This is a genomic window from Streptomyces sp. NPDC058697, from assembly GCF_042715345.1.
Taxonomy (GTDB): domain Bacteria; phylum Actinomycetota; class Actinomycetes; order Streptomycetales; family Streptomycetaceae; genus Streptomyces; species Streptomyces liliifuscus.
The window spans coordinates 294,561-309,208 of the sequence record NZ_JBHXSU010000008.1; the positions used below are offsets into that span (position 1 = coordinate 294,561).

At 70.6% G+C, this 14,648-nt stretch carries 16 protein-coding genes; 7 read left to right on the forward strand and 9 right to left on the reverse strand.

Annotated features, from left to right (window positions below; all coding sequences use genetic code 11):
• Positions 1 to 34 precede the first annotated feature (34 nt).
• From ACFWXQ_RS21770 to ACFWXQ_RS21780, 3 genes are read right to left on the reverse strand one after another with little or no spacing between them, the layout of a single operon-like run.
• Complete coding sequence (locus ACFWXQ_RS21770; protein ID WP_383941239.1) at positions 35 to 754, reverse strand: cupin domain-containing protein; 720 nt, start codon at positions 752 to 754, stop codon at positions 35 to 37.
• Positions 751 to 1,686: a PmoA family protein gene (locus ACFWXQ_RS21775; RefSeq protein ID WP_383941237.1), complete on the reverse strand. Its 936-nt coding sequence runs from the start codon at positions 1,684 to 1,686 to the stop codon at positions 751 to 753. The genes ACFWXQ_RS21770 and ACFWXQ_RS21775 overlap by 4 nt, the downstream gene beginning before the upstream one ends.
• Entirely contained in the window at positions 1,683 to 2,936 is a 1,254-nt protein-coding gene (locus ACFWXQ_RS21780) for a Gfo/Idh/MocA family protein (protein WP_383941234.1), read from the reverse strand. The genes ACFWXQ_RS21775 and ACFWXQ_RS21780 overlap by 4 nt, the downstream gene beginning before the upstream one ends.
• A 294-nt stretch (positions 2,937 to 3,230) precedes the next feature.
• On the opposite strand from ACFWXQ_RS21780, the gene ACFWXQ_RS21785 reads away from it, so the two are divergent.
• The gene (locus ACFWXQ_RS21785; protein WP_383941231.1) at positions 3,231 to 4,106 is read left to right on the forward strand and encodes an undecaprenyl-diphosphate phosphatase; all 876 of its coding nucleotides are present in this window, start codon (positions 3,231 to 3,233) and stop codon (positions 4,104 to 4,106) included.
• Between the two features lie 336 nt (positions 4,107 to 4,442).
• Here the strand turns inward: ACFWXQ_RS21785 and ACFWXQ_RS21790 are convergent, their stop codons facing one another.
• Entirely contained in the window at positions 4,443 to 5,003 is a 561-nt protein-coding gene (locus ACFWXQ_RS21790; protein ID WP_383941228.1) for a carboxymuconolactone decarboxylase family protein, read from the reverse strand.
• A gap of 227 nt (positions 5,004 to 5,230) precedes the next feature.
• Here ACFWXQ_RS21790 and ACFWXQ_RS21795 point away from each other — a divergent pair, with 227 nt between their 5' ends.
• Complete coding sequence (locus ACFWXQ_RS21795) at positions 5,231 to 5,506, forward strand: helix-turn-helix domain-containing protein (protein ID WP_200401948.1); 276 nt, start codon at positions 5,231 to 5,233, stop codon at positions 5,504 to 5,506.
• Positions 5,507 to 5,633: 127 nt separating this feature from the next.
• Positions 5,634 to 5,813, forward strand: a complete 180-nt coding sequence (locus tag ACFWXQ_RS21800; protein WP_055617124.1) for a hypothetical protein — start codon at positions 5,634 to 5,636, stop codon at positions 5,811 to 5,813.
• Positions 5,814 to 6,008: 195 nt separating this feature from the next.
• On the opposite strand, the gene ACFWXQ_RS21805 is transcribed toward ACFWXQ_RS21800, so the two are convergent.
• Positions 6,009 to 6,749, reverse strand: coding sequence for an SDR family NAD(P)-dependent oxidoreductase (locus ACFWXQ_RS21805; RefSeq protein ID WP_383941224.1), 741 nt, complete (start codon positions 6,747 to 6,749; stop codon positions 6,009 to 6,011).
• A 173-nt stretch (positions 6,750 to 6,922) separates the two neighbouring features.
• Here ACFWXQ_RS21805 and ACFWXQ_RS21810 point away from each other — a divergent pair, with 173 nt between their 5' ends.
• Positions 6,923 to 7,408, forward strand: coding sequence for a nuclear transport factor 2 family protein (locus ACFWXQ_RS21810; RefSeq protein WP_383941221.1), 486 nt, complete (start codon positions 6,923 to 6,925; stop codon positions 7,406 to 7,408).
• A 117-nt stretch (positions 7,409 to 7,525) separates the two neighbouring features.
• A complete protein-coding gene (gene lnt, locus ACFWXQ_RS21815; protein WP_383941218.1) occupies positions 7,526 to 9,112 on the forward strand; it encodes an apolipoprotein N-acyltransferase in 1,587 nt (528 codons plus the stop codon).
• Here the strand turns inward: lnt and ACFWXQ_RS21820 are convergent.
• A complete protein-coding gene (locus tag ACFWXQ_RS21820) occupies positions 9,036 to 9,941 on the reverse strand; it encodes a Gfo/Idh/MocA family protein (RefSeq protein WP_383941215.1) in 906 nt (301 codons plus the stop codon). The two genes, lnt and ACFWXQ_RS21820, sit on opposite strands and share 77 nt — an antisense overlap.
• A gap of 125 nt (positions 9,942 to 10,066) precedes the next feature.
• Here ACFWXQ_RS21820 and ACFWXQ_RS21825 point away from each other — a divergent pair, with 125 nt between their 5' ends.
• Together ACFWXQ_RS21825 and ACFWXQ_RS21830 are read left to right on the forward strand one after the other, a co-directional pair.
• Positions 10,067 to 10,579: a DinB family protein gene (locus ACFWXQ_RS21825; RefSeq protein ID WP_383941212.1), complete on the forward strand. Its 513-nt coding sequence runs from the start codon at positions 10,067 to 10,069 to the stop codon at positions 10,577 to 10,579.
• Positions 10,580 to 10,759: 180 nt separating this feature from the next.
• Positions 10,760 to 11,236 (forward strand): hypothetical protein, encoded by a 477-nt coding sequence (locus ACFWXQ_RS21830; RefSeq protein WP_383941209.1) that lies wholly within the window; start codon positions 10,760 to 10,762, stop codon positions 11,234 to 11,236.
• Positions 11,237 to 11,357: 121 nt separating this feature from the next.
• On the opposite strand, the gene ACFWXQ_RS21835 is transcribed toward ACFWXQ_RS21830, so the two are convergent.
• The 3 genes from ACFWXQ_RS21835 to ACFWXQ_RS21845 form a co-directional block, all read right to left on the reverse strand.
• The gene (locus tag ACFWXQ_RS21835) at positions 11,358 to 11,957 is read right to left on the reverse strand and encodes a hypothetical protein (protein ID WP_386268893.1); all 600 of its coding nucleotides are present in this window, start codon (positions 11,955 to 11,957) and stop codon (positions 11,358 to 11,360) included.
• A 227-nt stretch (positions 11,958 to 12,184) separates the two neighbouring features.
• A complete protein-coding gene (locus ACFWXQ_RS21840; protein ID WP_328846758.1) occupies positions 12,185 to 12,868 on the reverse strand; it encodes a uracil-DNA glycosylase in 684 nt (227 codons plus the stop codon).
• 140 nt (positions 12,869 to 13,008) lie between these two features.
• Positions 13,009 to 14,589 carry an ABC transporter substrate-binding protein gene (locus ACFWXQ_RS21845; RefSeq protein ID WP_383941202.1) on the reverse strand — a complete coding sequence of 527 codons (1,581 nt, stop codon included), beginning with the start codon at positions 14,587 to 14,589 and terminating at the stop codon, positions 13,009 to 13,011.
• Positions 14,590 to 14,648: the final 59 nt, after the last annotated feature.

Consider the following 14,648-nt stretch of genomic DNA (forward strand, 5'->3'; position numbering starts at 1 on the left):
ACACCGCCACTCACGTGCCCCGCCGGAACCGGTGCTACGCCCCCCGGTACACGTCGAGCCGCCCGCACATCCCGAACTTCCCGTACGCGGAAGGCTGTTCGGCCCGCACGACGGCGTCGGCGAGGTGGGACACGTCCCCCCGCTCCAGCCGGTCGAGCTGTTCCCCGGTCACCGCGGCCGCCGCCTCGGCACCCCGCCGCCACCGCTCGCGCCACTCGGCGAGCCGGGGGCGTACGAGCTCGGCGGCGGCCCGCTGGAACGCGGCGAGCGGCTCGGGCCCGTCCGCCCCGCGCAGCGCCCGGTAGCCCTCCAGGGCGAGGTCCCGCCGGGCGCGGGCGAACCGCTCCTTCTCCTCCTCGGGCGCGTCCGCCGGAATGACGGTCGCGGCGGCGTACGTCTCCGGGTCGGTCAGGTACTTCGGCGGCAGGGTGAGCACCGCGTCCCCGGCCTCCGGAAGCCCGCTGTTCTGCATGAGGACGGTGATGCGCAGTTCGTCCTCGTTGACCAGCCGGTGGATCGTGCCGGGCGTGAACCAGGCGACCGTGCCGGGCGCGAGCGGCGTGACCTCGTACCCGGACGTGGTCAGGGTCTGCACCGCGCCCCGCCCGCCGGTGACGACGTACGCCTCCGAACAGGTCAGGTGCAGATGGGGAGTTCCGCCGCACACCCCGTCGTCGGCGGGCCAGTCGTAGACCGACAGATGCGAGACGGCGACGCCCCCGGGGAGTCCGGCGAAGCCCTCGGCCGCGCTCACCACGGGTGCACCGCCAGGTACTTTGCGATCTCCTCGCGCTCCCAGGCACCGTCGGCGACGACGACGCGGTAACGACGGGTGAGGGTCTCGCCCGGCGCGAGTTCCAGCTCGTCGAAGAAGGCGAAGGAGGGGGCGACCGCCGCGAACGGTTCGTTGCGTACGAACCAGTGGGCCGGGTGTGTGCCGCCCTCACCCGTGTGGTCGTTCTCGGGGGCGTGCGCGAAGACCAGCGTGGCGTACCCGTCGGCGACGTCGTGCTCCGCCGAGTACGCGAGCCAGGGCGCCTGCTCGCCCATCAGGTCGGGACCCTCGCCGTCGGGCCCGATGATCCGGCCGTCCCGGAAGCCGCGCGGGCCGCGCCAGAACAGGCCCGTGTAGCCGGCCATCTCCCGCCCCGCCGTCGTGGGACTGCCGAACCGCAGGGGCTCGTCGCGGCGGTTGGTGACGGAGGTCGAGAAGGTCAGCGCCCAGGATCCGGACACCGGGTCCACGTCGTGCACCTCGACGCGGCGCTCCTCGTCCGCCCAGAGCGAGCCGTCGTACGGATGCCAGGTGAGCCGCTCGGCGATGACCACGCGGTCGCTGTCGGCGCGCACCTCGTCAAACTTGACGTGTGTCATCGACCCGACACGCTCAGGGAGTTCGAGATACCCCTCTCCGTGAACGTATGTGTTGCCGCCCCACAGGTTCGCCCCCGACAGATGCGAGGCGGTCATCTGCAGACCCTTGTGCCAGCGGTGGTCGTTGGGCCGGTAGTCCGTGACAACGTTGCCCGCGAGCGTCCTGAGCGGGTGCAGATACGGCTTCGGGGCCTCCCAGGCCGCCTCGGGGCCGTACACATAGCTCAACAGGTCGACGCCGGTGGTGGGTTCGGTGATCGTGATGCGGTCGCCGTGGGCGTGGACGATGCGCAGGCCGTCGTGTGCGGTCATGCCGATGCCTCCTCGTGCGTCGTGGGTGCCCAGCCGGGCGCGCCGCCGTGCAGGGCGGTGTAGTAGGGGTCGCCGGGCCCGATCTCGCCTGCGCGGACGGTGACGTCCGTGAACGCCGACTTGTAGAGCGCGGTGATCAGCTCCAGGCTGGTGCGCCCGTCGGCGCCGCTGCTGCGCGGCCGCTCGCCCGCGCGCATGCTCGCGACCAGGTCACGCAGCTGGGCAAGGTGCGAGCTCGGCACGTCGGCGCCGAAGTTCTGCCAGGCCGCCACGTCCTCGAGTGGCGCGTCCGGTGCCGGGGTGATGCGCCAGTTGTCGTTGCTGTGCCCATAGAGGTGGGTGAGTTCGACCGTCGCGTGCTCGCAGTCGATGCGGATCCGGCTGACCTCGTCCGGGCTGAGCACGCTGTTGACCACGGTCGCGAGCGCGCCGCTCTCGAAGCGTACGAGCGCGGTCGAGACGTCCTCCGTCTGCACGTCGTGCACCAGCCGCCCGGCCATGGCCCGCACCTCGCTCCACGGCCCGAGCAGATCGAGCAGCAGGTCCATCTGGTGGATGCCGTGTCCCATGGCGGGCCCGCCGCCCTCGGTCTCCCACTTTCCGCGCCAGGGCACGGCGTAGTAAGCGGCGTTGCGGTACCAGGTGGTCTGGCAGTGCGCCACGAGGGGCCGCCCCATGGCCCCGTCGGCGATCAGACGCCGTACGTGCCGGGCGCCCGAGCCGAACCGGTGCTGGAAGACGATGGAGGCGTACGGACCGCCCTCGGTCCCCTCCTCCGCCTCCACGGCGTCGAAGTCGGCGAGGGTCGGCACGGGCGGCTTCTCGCACCACACCCAGGCGCCGGCGCGCAGGGCGGCGACGGTCTGGTCGCGGTGGAGGGTCGGCGGGGTGCAGATGGAGACGAGGTCCGGGCGCTGTTCCGCCAGCATCCGGTCGAGGTCGGTGTAGCCGTGCGGAACACCGCCGTCCGCGCAGAAGCGCTTCACCGCGTCGGCGTCGATGTCGACCGCGGCGACGATCTCCACCTCGCCCTCGGCGGCAAGCGCGGCGAGCGCGGGCAGATGGCTGCCGGAGGCGATGGCTCCGGTGCCGATGACGGCGGCCTTGATCCGGCGGCCGTCCAGCGGAACGGCCGGCCGGCTCTCGCGCTCGGTGCTCTCGTACTGGTTGCTCGGGTGCTCGATGTCCTCGTGCTCGGTCGTCTTGCTGGTGGTGGCGTCGCGTGAGGTACGCATGGACGTGATCAGCACTCCATCGGACGTGACAGCGGTTCTGGCGGACGCCTGCCTCCTCGGTGGCCATGAGATCGCCATCGATGGCAGCAAGCGCTTTCACTCCTCGCGGAAACGTAAGCGTCGGCATCGCGGCGGGTCAACACCCTGGTCACTGTGGCGAGGTCCGTGAGGGGGAGGCCCTGTCGTCGCGCGCTCCCCGGGGGGCGCTACGCTGCCCCGGGCGCGCCTGATCACCGCAGACGACAACACGGCACGTCCGTCCGGCCATTCACTCCGCTCCCGCCATCAGCACTTGGATCACGTAACTTCATGTCTTGGTTTGAATCCCTCATCCTCGGACTCGTCCAGGGGCTGACCGAGTTCCTTCCCGTCTCCTCCAGCGCGCACCTGCGGCTGACCGCGGCGTTCGCGGGTTGGGAGGACCCGGGAGCGGCCTTCACCGCGATCACCCAGATCGGTACGGAGACGGCGGTACTGATCTATTTCCGCAAGGACATCGCCCGGATCGTCTCGGCGTGGTTCCGCTCGCTCACGAACAAGGCGATGCGGAGTGATCACGACGCGCAGATGGGCTGGCTCGTGATCATCGGCTCGATTCCGATCGGCGTGCTGGGCGTCACGCTCAAGGACCAGATCGAGGGGCCGTTCCGCGATCTGCGCATCACCGCGACGACGTTGATCGTGATGGGCATCATCCTCGGTGTCGCCGACCGCCTCGCGGCGCGCGACGAGACGGGCGGGAAGCACCGGGCCGCCAAGGAGCGCAAGTCGCTCAAGGACCTGAGCGTGAAGGACGGCCTGATCTACGGCGTCTGCCAGGCGATGGCCCTCGTCCCCGGCGTCTCCCGCTCCGGCGCCACCATCAGCGGTGGCCTCCTCATGGGCTACACACGCGAGGCGGCGGCCCGCTACTCGTTCCTGCTCGCCATCCCGGCGGTCCTCGCGTCCGGCGCCTTCGAGCTGAAGGACGCGAGCGAGGGCGGCCATGTCTCGTGGGGCCCCACGGTCTTCGCGACGATCGTCGCTTTCCTGGTGGGTTACGCCGTTATCGCCTGGTTCATGAAGTTCATCACGACCAAGAGTTTCATGCCGTTCGTCTACTACCGCATCCTGCTCGGCATCCTGATCATCGTGCTCGTGAGCATGGGCGCACTGAGCCCGCATGCGGCCGAGTCGGCGGGCTGACCACCGCCGTCCGCACAGACGCTCCCGGCATCCAGACATGACGAAGCCGCCCGCCTGATTTCCCCCGTGGCGGGCGGCTCCGTGCTCGGCGTCCGGAGATCGGTCTCGGCGGCGGCGACGTAAGTGTCCTCGGCCGCTGGACGACACCGGCTCGCGCCGGCGACGGGATTCGAACCCGCGTCTCTCTCTTGAGAGGAGAAGTAGCCGCAGCCTTCGCACCTGGACGTGAACCACCGTAGCGGGGCGGGCTGTTGAGGGCACTCGTTTATCCGCGGGGGTCAGCGGCTGCCGGCGGGGTTCCACGGCTGTCCGCGGCGGTCGCGGCCCCGGTCCGGCTCACCCCTCCGGGAACGCCCGCGCCCACGGCTCCTGTTCGATCTCCAGCCCGTTGGCCACGTACGCGATGGTCCGGTACCAGCCCGCCAGGACCAGGAACTCCAGGGCTTCGAGTTCGTCGAGATGGGCGCGGAGGGCGGTCCAGCCGTCGTCGGACAGGCGGGCCGTGTCGTGGAGTTCGTCCACGGCCCGGAGCAGGGCGCCCTGCCGGGGCGTCCAGGCCGGATCGGCCGGGATCCCGGTCACCGTCAGGGGAATCCGCTCCGGCCCCAGACCCGAGGCTTCGGCGTACGCGGCCATGTGGACGCCCCACTCGTACGCGCAGCCGGAGCGGGCCGCGACCCTGGCGATGACCAGCTCGCGGTCGGCGTCGGAGAGCCGACCGTGGACGAGCAGGCCCGCACCGAGGGTCCGCATACGGGAGGCGAGGTCGGGGTGGCGCTGCAGGACCTTGAAGAGCATCAGGGGTTCGTGAGTGACGCCGGGCGGCATCCAGCGGCGCAACTCGCGTTCGGATTCGGGGTCGTAGGGCGGCGTGACGCCCTCGATGCGTTGCTTCATGCCTTGCGACTCTTGCGCTTCTGAAATCGAAGCGCAAGGGTGGGAACGCAAAGGAACGCACCGGCAGTTGTCGGTTCGGTGAGGAACAGTCGCCGGTTCGCCGAGGCACGCCGAGCTATGCGAGGGCTGCGAGTCGTGGCGAGGCAACCGACGGGGAGGAAGGCACTTTGGGCACGGAACCCCGTCCCGGCCGGCCCGTGCGCGGTTCGGCCACCGGCCGTCCCGTCATGGCCGCTTTGGACCTCCTGGGCCGCCGCTGGACGCTCCGCGTGATCTGGGAGCTTCACCGGAGCGGTGCGCCGATCGGCTTCCGCGACCTCCAGCGCCGCTGCGACGCCATGTCGTCCAGCGTCCTGTCCGCCCGCCTCACCGACCTCCGCGAAGCGGGCATCGCGGCGCCCACGGACGAGACGACCTGGCGCCTCACACCCCTCGGCGAGGACCTCGTGACGGCGATGGGGCCCCTGCTCGACTGGTCCCGCACCTGGGCCGAACAGCGGTGAAGCGGAGCGGCGGCCAGCTCTTTTCCCAACCCACCGGCCCTCAAACGTTTTTGGCGTGACCAACCACATACTGCATGGGTAGCCGTTTGGTAGCGCACTGTCAGTCCTTGGCCCTACGCTTGTGCGCATGTCCCCCAATTCCGTGAGCCCTGGTTCCGCGCGGTCTGCCGCCGTGCTGAATGAGCAGATCCGCGCGTTATGGATACGCGCCGGCGGTTCCCTGTCGGCCCAGGAGAGGGCCGAGTACGAACTGCTGGTCGTGCAGTGGGCCGCGGCGATACGTCACGAGGTCATCGAGGCGGCGTGAGGCCCGTGGAGTGACGCCCGAGAAGTGACGCCTGCGGTGTGACGCCCGCGGAGTGAGGACTTCCTGAGCGTGCGGGCCCGCCTCGGCGGCCGGATCCACGACTCGGCAGAGGCCACCCGAGCCCCACGCTCCGCGGCAACGGCAACGGCAACCGCAACGGCCGCACCAACCACCCGGCCGCCGGCTCCCCTCGCCTCACCGACCCCCTGCCACCCGCAGCACCGCCCCCGTCGCGTACGACGACTCCGGTGACAGCAGCCACGCCACGGCAGCCGCGATCTCCGAGGGATCCCCCGGCCGCCCCAGCGGAATCGACGGCGCAAGCCGGGCCGGGCGGTCCGGATCGCCCATCGCCGCATGCATCTCCGTGTCGATGAGGCCCGGGGCGACGGCGTTGACGCGGATGCCGTCGGGGCCGAGTTCCTTCGACAGACCCACCGTGAGCGCGTCCACCGCCGCCTTCGTGGCCGCGTAGTGGACGTACTCCCCGGGACTGCCGAGTGTGGCCGCCGCCGAGGACACGTTGACGATGACGCCGACGCCCCGGAGCGCCATGTCTCGCGCGGCCCTGCGCGAACACAGCAGCGTGCCCAGGAGGTTGACCTCCACGACCCGGCGCAGTTCGGCGGTGTCCGTGTCGGCGAGCCGGCCGAGCAGGCCGGTCACGCCCGCGTTGTTCACCAGGCCCGTCACCGCCCCGAGCCGCTCCGCCGCCGTGTCGAAGAGCCGCTCGACGTCCGCCTCCTCAGAGGTGTCCGCACGTACGGTCACGCATCGCGCCCCGGCCTCGCGCACGGCGGCCGCGGTCCGCTCGGCGGCCTCGTCGTCGCGTGCGTACCCGACCACCAGGTCGTGACCGTCCGCCGCGAGCCGCAGACAGGTCGCGGCACCGATCCCCCGGCTGCCACCCGTGACGACCGTGACGGGACGAGACATGTTTGCTCCTTCATGATCCTTGATGCGTGATCCGCAGGTTCTGCCCATGTCGGGACGGGACAGGACCGCTGATCGTCTCCCGGGACCGGGTTCGTACGTCCATACGGCGCACGACCGGTGAATATCACTGCACGCCCCTTGGCTCGGACCTCCCCGTGGCCAACACTGAGCCGATGACGCAGCGCGTGGAACTGGCTACGGTAATGGACCGGCTCGCGGTCGACGGACTGGTCACCGAGTACGCGGTGGCGGTCGACGACGGGGACTGGGAGGCGTACCGCGGACTGTTCGCGCCGGACGGGCGGGCGGACTACCGGTCGGCGGGCGGTATCGAGGGGGACGCGGGGCAGATCGCCGGATGGCTCGCGCAGACCATGGAGCTGTTCCCGATGCGGCAGCATCTGATCGTCAACCGGCGGGTGCGGTTCGGGGCGCTGGAGCAGGACACGGGCGACACGGCCCGGATCCAGGCGGACTACGTCAATCCCATGCGGTTCGCGGGACACGACGGCGGATCGACGGAGCCCGACTTCGTGTGCGGCGGCCGGTACGACTTCGGGCTGGTGCGTACGTACAACGGCTGGCGGCTGCGTGAGGTGGTCGTCCACGAGAAGTGGCGCCGGACCACGCAGGCGCGGCAGGAACCCGCCGCCCATTGAGCCCACGGTCGGCCTGTTCGCGCGTGCCACCTGAGTGGATGCCCCCTTACGTAGATCGTCCCGGTGCGCGCACACTGGAGTCACGCACCGTGCTTCGGGGGTCGAGGGAGGCGCTGCATGAAGCTGTCCGCCGCTGACTGGCGCCGACGCCTCGACTCCCGCTGGTGGCGCGGCCTCGCGGCCGTGCTCGCCGGTGCGCTGCCGATGCTGAGCTTCCCGGCGCCGTCCCTGTGGTGGTTCGCGTACGTCGCGCTGGTGCCGTGGATCCTGCTCGTCCGCTCGGCTCCGACGGCCCGGCGGGCGGCGTACGACGGCTGGCTCGGCGGGCTCGGTTTCATGCTGGCCGTGCACCACTGGCTGCTGCCGAGCCTGCATGTCTTCACCATCCTGATAGCGGCGCTGCTCGGCGCGCTCTGGGCACCGTGGGGCTGGCTGACCCGCAGGTTCCTGGCCGGTGTGCCCTCGGCGGGCCAGGTCGTCGCCGCCCTGTTCGTGCTGCCCTCCGCCTGGCTGATGGTCGAACTCGTGCGCTCCTGGGAGGGGTTGGGCGGCCCCTGGGGGCTGCTCGGTTCGAGTCAGTGGGACGTGGAGCCCGCGCTGCGGCTGGCCTCGGTGGGCGGGGTGTGGCTGCTGAGCTTCCTGCTCGTCGCCGTGAACGTCGCGGTCGCCGTTCTCGTCGCCGTACGGCAGTCCCGTGTCCCCGCGCTCGCCGGCCTTGTCGCGACGGCCGCGGCCACCTCGGCTGCCTGGGTGTGGTCCCCCAGGCCGGACGTCGACGGCAGGGTCCGCATCGCCGTCGTGCAGCCCGGCGTGATCGACGGCGTCGGCGGCGCGGAGAAGCGGTTCGCGCGCGAGGAGACGCTGACCCGGCAGCTGGCCGGGCAGGACGTGGACCTCGTGGTGTGGGGCGAGAGCAGCGTCGGCTTCGACCTCGCCGACCGGCCCGACCTCGCGGACCGGCTCGCCGCGCTCTCCCGCCAGGTGGACGCGGACATCCTGGTCAACGTGGACGCGCGCCGCTCCGACCGGCCCGGCATATACAAGAGTTCGGTGCTCGTGGGGCCCGAGGGTCCGACCGGCGACCGCTACGACAAGATGCGGCTCGTGCCCTTCGGCGAGTACGTTCCGGCCCGTTCCCTCCTCGGCTGGGCCACGTCCGTGGGCAAGGCGGCGGGCGAGGACCGGATGCGCGGCGACAAACAGGTGGTGATGAACGTCGGGGACGGGCTGCGGATCGGCCCGATGGTCTGCTTCGAGTCGGCGTTCCCCGACATGAGCCGTCATCTCGCGCGGGACGGCGCCGAGTTGCTGCTCGCCCAGTCGGCGACCTCGTCGTTCCAGCAGAGCTGGGCGCCCGAGCAGCACGCCTCGCTGGCGGCACTGCGGGCCGCCGAGACGGGCCGGCCGATGGTGCACGCGACGCTCACCGGCGTCTCCGCGGTCTACGGCCCGAGCGGCGAGCGCGTCGGCTCCTGGCTGGGCACCGATGCCAGCGCCTCCGAGGTGTACGACGTACCGCTGGCACACGGTGTCACCCCGTACGCGCGGTTCGGGGAGTGGCCGGTGTACGCGGCGCTGCTGATCCTGGCCGCCCTGGGCGCCACGGAGGGTGCCCGGTCGCTGCGGGTCAGGCGGGCCGGTCCGTCACCGCGCGTACCACCCGCTCGCACAGCTCATGGGTCGCCAGCGCGTCCCGGGCGCTGAGCACCTTTCCCGCGCGCACCGCGTCGAGGAACGCGAGTACGACCTGCTCGATGCCGCGCTGCCTGGCCACGGGCACCCAGTCGCCGCGCCGGCGTATCGTCGGCTGGCCCTTGTGGTCGATGACCTCGGCGAGGTTGACGACCTGACGCTTGGTGTCCTGCCCGGAGACTTCGAGGATCTCCTCGTTCGAGCCGCTCAGCCGGTTCATCACGCCCAGCGCCGTGAACCCGTCCCCGGCGAGCTGGAGCACGACGTGGTGCAGCAGTCCGTCCTCGACGCGGGCCCGCACGGTCACGTCGTCGACCGGCCCCGGCGCCAGGAACCGCAGGGTGTCCACGACGTGGATGAAGTCGTCGAGGATCATCGTGCGGGGCTGTTCCGGCAGGCCGATGCGGTTCTTCTGCATCAGGATCAGCTCGCGCGGGTGGTCGGCGCACTGCGCGTACCCGGGTGCGTAGCGCCGGTTGAAGCCGACGGCCAGGCTGGTGTTCCGCTCCTCCGCGAGCTTCACCAGGCGTTCGGAGTCGCCGAGTTCGTACGCGATCGGCTTGTCGACATAGGTGGCGACACCCGCTTCGAGGAGGCGGGTCACGATCTCGGGGTGCGCGTGCGTGGGGGCGTGCACGAACGCCGCGTCGAGGTCCTGTGCGAGCAGCTCGGAGAGGTCGGTGTGGCGCTGCCCGGCCGGGAGATGGAGGCTGTCGGCGACCCTGGTGAGGGTGGCGGGCGTCCGCGTCTGCAGATGCAGTTCGAGCCCCGGCCGGGTGGTGAGCACCGGCAGATAGGCCTTCTGCGCGATGTCTCCGAGTCCGATGCAGCCGACCTTCACAGGGGTCTCCTCCGGGGAACCGACATGTCCAGGGCGCGCTCACCCGTGTCTCCTCGGAAGCATACGGCGCCTGTGGCGGCCGCCAGGATTGGGTCGCCCGGGCGGTGCTCCGCGATGATGCGGGCATGACGATTGAACGCAGTGAACCCGCGATCGACGCCGACGAACGCACCATGCTGGAGGGCTGGCTCGACTACCACCGCCAGACCCTCGCCTGGAAGTGCCAGGACCTGGACGACGCCCAGCTCAGAACCGCCTCGGTGCCGCCGTCGGAACTCTCCCTGATGGGGCTCGTCCGACACATGGCGGAAGTGGAGCGCAGTTGGTTCCGCAGGGTGCTGGTGGGCGACGAATCCGGCCCGATCTACTACAGCGACGAGGACCGCGACGGCGAATTCCACCTCACCGAGGAGGACACCTGGGAGGAGGCGTACGGCACCTGGCAGCGGGAGATCGAGGTCGCCCGCCGGAACGCGGCACGCCTCGCACTCGACGACCTGTCCGCGGGCAGGAGCAGGTCCACCGACAAGCCCTTCAACCTGCGCTGGATCTACACCCACATGATCGAGGAGTACGCACGCCACAACGGTCACGCCGACCTGATCCGCGAACGGATCGACGGGGGCACGGGCGACTGAAGCGCGTGGGTGCGCCCCTTCAGGGGCGCGGGGAACTGCGCGACCGGCCCCCACCGACCAACAGACGACGCACAACCCTCCCCGGGCCGCCGCGGGCCAGCGCGCCGGTCGTTCACCCATGCGGGGCATCCTCCGCTCGTCAGCTCCCCAAATGGGGGCGGACGCAGCAGAGTTGCGCGGGTGCATCGAACCGCGACCACCGCAACGCTCCTGGTCACCGTGGCTGTCTCGGCCGTCTCCGGCTGTGTGACCGTCCAGCGACCGCTCGCTCCCGGCGCCCCGTCCGGGCCCGTTCCGTCCTCGGAGCCCCTCCCTGGCGGCAGGGCCGAGCCCCAGATCGTGCAGGCGCCGGCCCGGGAGGCCCTGGAGATGATCGGCCCGTCCCGGCGCCCTTCGGCACCCGCGTCCACACCCCGCCGTACGGTCCCTTCAGCGCCCGCCGCGGCCCCGGCGGCTCCGGCAGCCCCTCCGCGTCGTGCCGCCGCCGATCCGCCGCGGCACCCGGAGCCCCAGCGGCCGGAGCGCCCCGCGGTTCCCCGTCAGCCCAGGGCGACGGCTCCGGTGACCGCGGATGTGTGCGCCTTGGGCAGGCAGTACGGCGGCTGGAACCCGGACAGCCCGCAGGCGACCATCTGCAAGGACGTGTACGGCCGTTGACCGACTGGGCGCGGATGCACGGGAACGGCGACGCACGGGGCGGTGATCCACGAGGGCGGCCGGCGGCGTACAGGCCCGGACCGGAGCGAAGTACAAGCCCGCATCGACCGCGCGACGACATCTAGGGCCGCTGCCGCGGCGGCCCCAGCGTCTCGCCCCCCGGCCCTCTCCCCTGCCCCGGCGTCTGGCCCGGCGTCGGTTCGGGCGCCCCGCCCGACGGCCCCTCCTCGTCGAGCCTCAGTTCCAGGCGGCCGATGCCCGCCCGGACACCGTCCCCGTACGCGTCGTCGCCGAGGACGCCCACGGTGTCGCGGGCCCGGCGCAGATGGCTGCGGGCGGCCTCGGAGCGGCCGAGGTTCGCGTAGTCGACGGCGAGGCTCAGATGCAGGGAGGGGTAGAAGGCCCGCACCGCGGGCGACTGCTGGTGCTCCGCGATCCGCGCGTCCGTCGGTCTGTCCGTCGGTGTGTCCGTGACTGTGTCCGCCGCCGACAAGGCCCGCAGGTCCCAGGCCAGTTCGTCCGAGGGGTCGTCCTGGGCGTCGGCCATGTAGTGCGCGAGTGTGCAGCGGTGCAGCGCGTCGCCGTCCTCGCCGATCTCGGTCCACAGGTCCAGGAAGCGGCCCCGGGCCTCTTCGCGGTCACCGCCGTGGAGGAGCATGGCGACCTGTCCGATCCTGGTCATCATCGCGTCCGCCGCCGCCTGCTCCTGTTGCTCCGCCACCGGATCGTCCTCCACGCTCATCCGCCGGCCGCAGCGCCCGCGCCGGTCGTTCCGTCACCTCTCCCGACGCTAACGGCACACACTGACAATCGAGCTCAGGCAGCCCCGGGGGCCCCGCGCGCCACTGGGCCAGGACGGTGAAGAACGGTCCGACGACCCGCCGAACCTCCTGGCGGCGGGTCGTGGCACGCGTCGTCGTGACGTGCTGACGTGGTGACGTGGTGATGTCAGCCCAGGTCGGGGATCCGCCAGTCGATCGGCTCGTGGCCCTGCTTCGCGACCGCCTCGTTGATCTGCGTGAACGGATGCGAGCCGAAGAACTTCTTCGCGGACAGCGGCGAGGGATGCGCGCCCTTCACCACGATGTGCCGCTCCTCGTCGATGAGCGGGAGCTTCTTCTGCGCGTAGTTGCCCCACAGGACGAAGACCGCCGGGTCGGGCCGGTCGGCCACGGCCCGGATCACCGCGTCCGTGAACTTCTCCCAGCCCTTCCCCTTGTGCGAGTTGGCCTCGCCGGAGCGGACCGTCAGCACCGCGTTGAGCAGCAGGACGCCCTGCTCGGCCCACGGCATCAGATAGCCGTTGTCCGGGATCGGCGTGCCCAGCTCCGCCTGCATCTCTTTGTAGATGTTGCGCAGCGAGGGCGGGGTCTTCACACCCGGACGGACCGAGAAGCACAGGCCGTGCCCCTGGCCCTCGCCGTGGTACGGGTCCTGGCCGAGGACGAGTACCTTCACGCTCTCGTACGGCGTCGCGTCGAGTGCGGCGAAGACCTCCTCGCGCGGCGGGTAGACGGGACCCTTCTCGCGCTCCTCCTCGACGAACTCGGTGAGCTCCTTGAAGTAGGGCTTCTGGAGCTCTTCGCCCAGGACGCCGCGCCAGGACTCGGGCAGCATGGCGGTGTCGGTCACGTCAACTTCCTCCGGTGTGCGCTCACTTCACGGCCGCGGAACACACGGCCGTGGGCGGCCGCGCGAGGCGCGGCCACCGTCAGAGCACAGAACCTACAGGCGCCCACTGACAATCGGGCCCGAGTGCCCAAGTGCCCGCGCTACCAGCTGGTCTTCCAGTACAGCTCCCACATCGCCATCATCGTCGCCGGGTCGATGGCGTTCTCGGCGCCGCCGATCTCCTCGTTCGCGGCGACGTGCTGCTTGCCCTGCCACAGCGGCAGCAGACGGGCGTCGTCCAGGAGGATCTGCTGGGCCTTCTCGAACTCCGGGGCCACCGCCCCGCGGTCGCTCTCCCGGCGCGAGTCGGGAATCAGCTTGCCGGTGATCTCAGGGGTGTCGTACGGCGTGCCGAGCGCGTTCTGCTCGCCCACGAAGGGGGCGATGAAGTTGTCGGCGTCCGGGAAGTCGGGGAACCAGCCGCGCCCGAACACCGGGTACTCGCCCTTCTGGTAGCCCCCGACGTACGTCTTCCAGGGGCGGCTCTTGAGCGTGACCTTGAACAGGTCGGAGGCCTCCAGTTGCCGCTTCAGCTCCTCGAAGGCCGGCTTGGTCTGGGAGCCGTAACGGTCGCTCGTGTACCAGAGGGTGAGCGGTACGGGCTCGGTGATGCCGTCGTCCGCGAGTATCTGCTTGGCCTTGGCGGCGCTGGGGTTCCCGAAGTCGTCGAAGAAGCCCGTGGTGTGGCCGACCAGGCCCTTGGGGATCATCGAGTACAGCGGCTCGACGGTGTCCTTGTAGATGTTGTGGGCGAGCGCGGGCCGGTCGACGATCTGGGCGATTGCCTTGCGGACCGAGACCTTCTTGGCCCACGGGTCCTTGGGGTTGAACACCAGGTAGCTGATCTCGGTGGTGGGGTTCTCGACGAGCTGGAGACCCTCGTCCCCGCTGTTGTCCTGGATGTCCACGATGTCCGAGGCGCGCAGACCGCGGTAGACGACGTCGATCTGCTTGTCCCTGAGGGCGTCGGCCATCGCGGCCGAGTCCTGGAAGTAGCGGATGGTGACGGCGTTGTTCTTCCGGTCCGCGATGCCCTTGTAGTTGCCGTTCTTGACGAGCTCGGCCTGCTTGCCCTCTTCGTAGGACTCCAGGTTGTACGGGCCCGAGCCGGTGACCTCGCCGTCCTTGCGGAGCTCGTTGGCGGGGTACTCCTCGGGGTCCACGATCGACATGGCGGGCGTGGAGAGCACGAAGGGGAACGTCGCGTCGGGCTGGTTCAGATGGAAGACGACCTCCTGGTCGCCCTTCGCCTCGACCCGGGAGAGGCTGTTCAGCAGACCGGCGGGGCCGCCGTTGACGTTGATCTTCTTGATCCGGTCGATGGAGTGTTTGACGGCCTTGGCGTCCAGCGTGTGCCCGTTGGAGAACTTCAGCCCCTCGCGCAGCTTGCAGCTGTACACGGTGCTCGAACCGTTGGTGAACCGGCAGCTCTCGGCGGCGTCGGGTTCGGGCTCGGACGCGCCGGCGGGGAAGTTCAGGAGAGCCTGGTGAACGTTGCGGAACAACTCCCACGAGTTGTCCCAGGAGGCCGCCGGATCCAGTGTGCTGGGCTCACTGGTCGTCCCCACGAGGATCGACTTCCCCTCGTCGGAAGAGTCCGAGGAGAATACTCCGCATCCGGCGACCAGGGATATGGACGTGATCGCCCCCATCTGACGCAGGTATCTGTCCCGCTTGAACACGCGCACGCTCCTCGATCGGCCATACCACAAGGGTGGGCGCACGATACCGCAGCGCCCGG

What these genes read in the sequence shown, in the direction of transcription:
- ACFWXQ_RS21785 (WP_383941231.1), top strand. Translation starts at nt 3,231, where the DNA reads ATGTCTTGGTTTGAATCCCTCATCCTCGGACTCGTCCAGGGGCTGACC.
- lnt (WP_383941218.1), top strand. Translation starts at nt 7,526, where the DNA reads ATGAAGCTGTCCGCCGCTGACTGGCGCCGACGCCTCGACTCCCGCTGG.
- ACFWXQ_RS21800 (WP_055617124.1), top strand. Translation starts at nt 5,634, where the DNA reads ATGTCCCCCAATTCCGTGAGCCCTGGTTCCGCGCGGTCTGCCGCCGTG.
- ACFWXQ_RS21810 (WP_383941221.1), top strand. Translation starts at nt 6,923, where the DNA reads ATGACGCAGCGCGTGGAACTGGCTACGGTAATGGACCGGCTCGCGGTC.
- ACFWXQ_RS21790 (WP_383941228.1), bottom strand. Translation starts at nt 5,003, where the DNA reads ATGAAGCAACGCATCGAGGGCGTCACGCCGCCCTACGACCCCGAATCC.
- ACFWXQ_RS21775 (WP_383941237.1), bottom strand. Translation starts at nt 1,686, where the DNA reads ATGACCGCACACGACGGCCTGCGCATCGTCCACGCCCACGGCGACCGC.
- ACFWXQ_RS21805 (WP_383941224.1), bottom strand. Translation starts at nt 6,749, where the DNA reads ATGTCTCGTCCCGTCACGGTCGTCACGGGTGGCAGCCGGGGGATCGGT.
- ACFWXQ_RS21825 (WP_383941212.1), top strand. Translation starts at nt 10,067, where the DNA reads ATGACGATTGAACGCAGTGAACCCGCGATCGACGCCGACGAACGCACC.
- ACFWXQ_RS21795 (WP_200401948.1), top strand. Translation starts at nt 5,231, where the DNA reads ATGGCCGCTTTGGACCTCCTGGGCCGCCGCTGGACGCTCCGCGTGATC.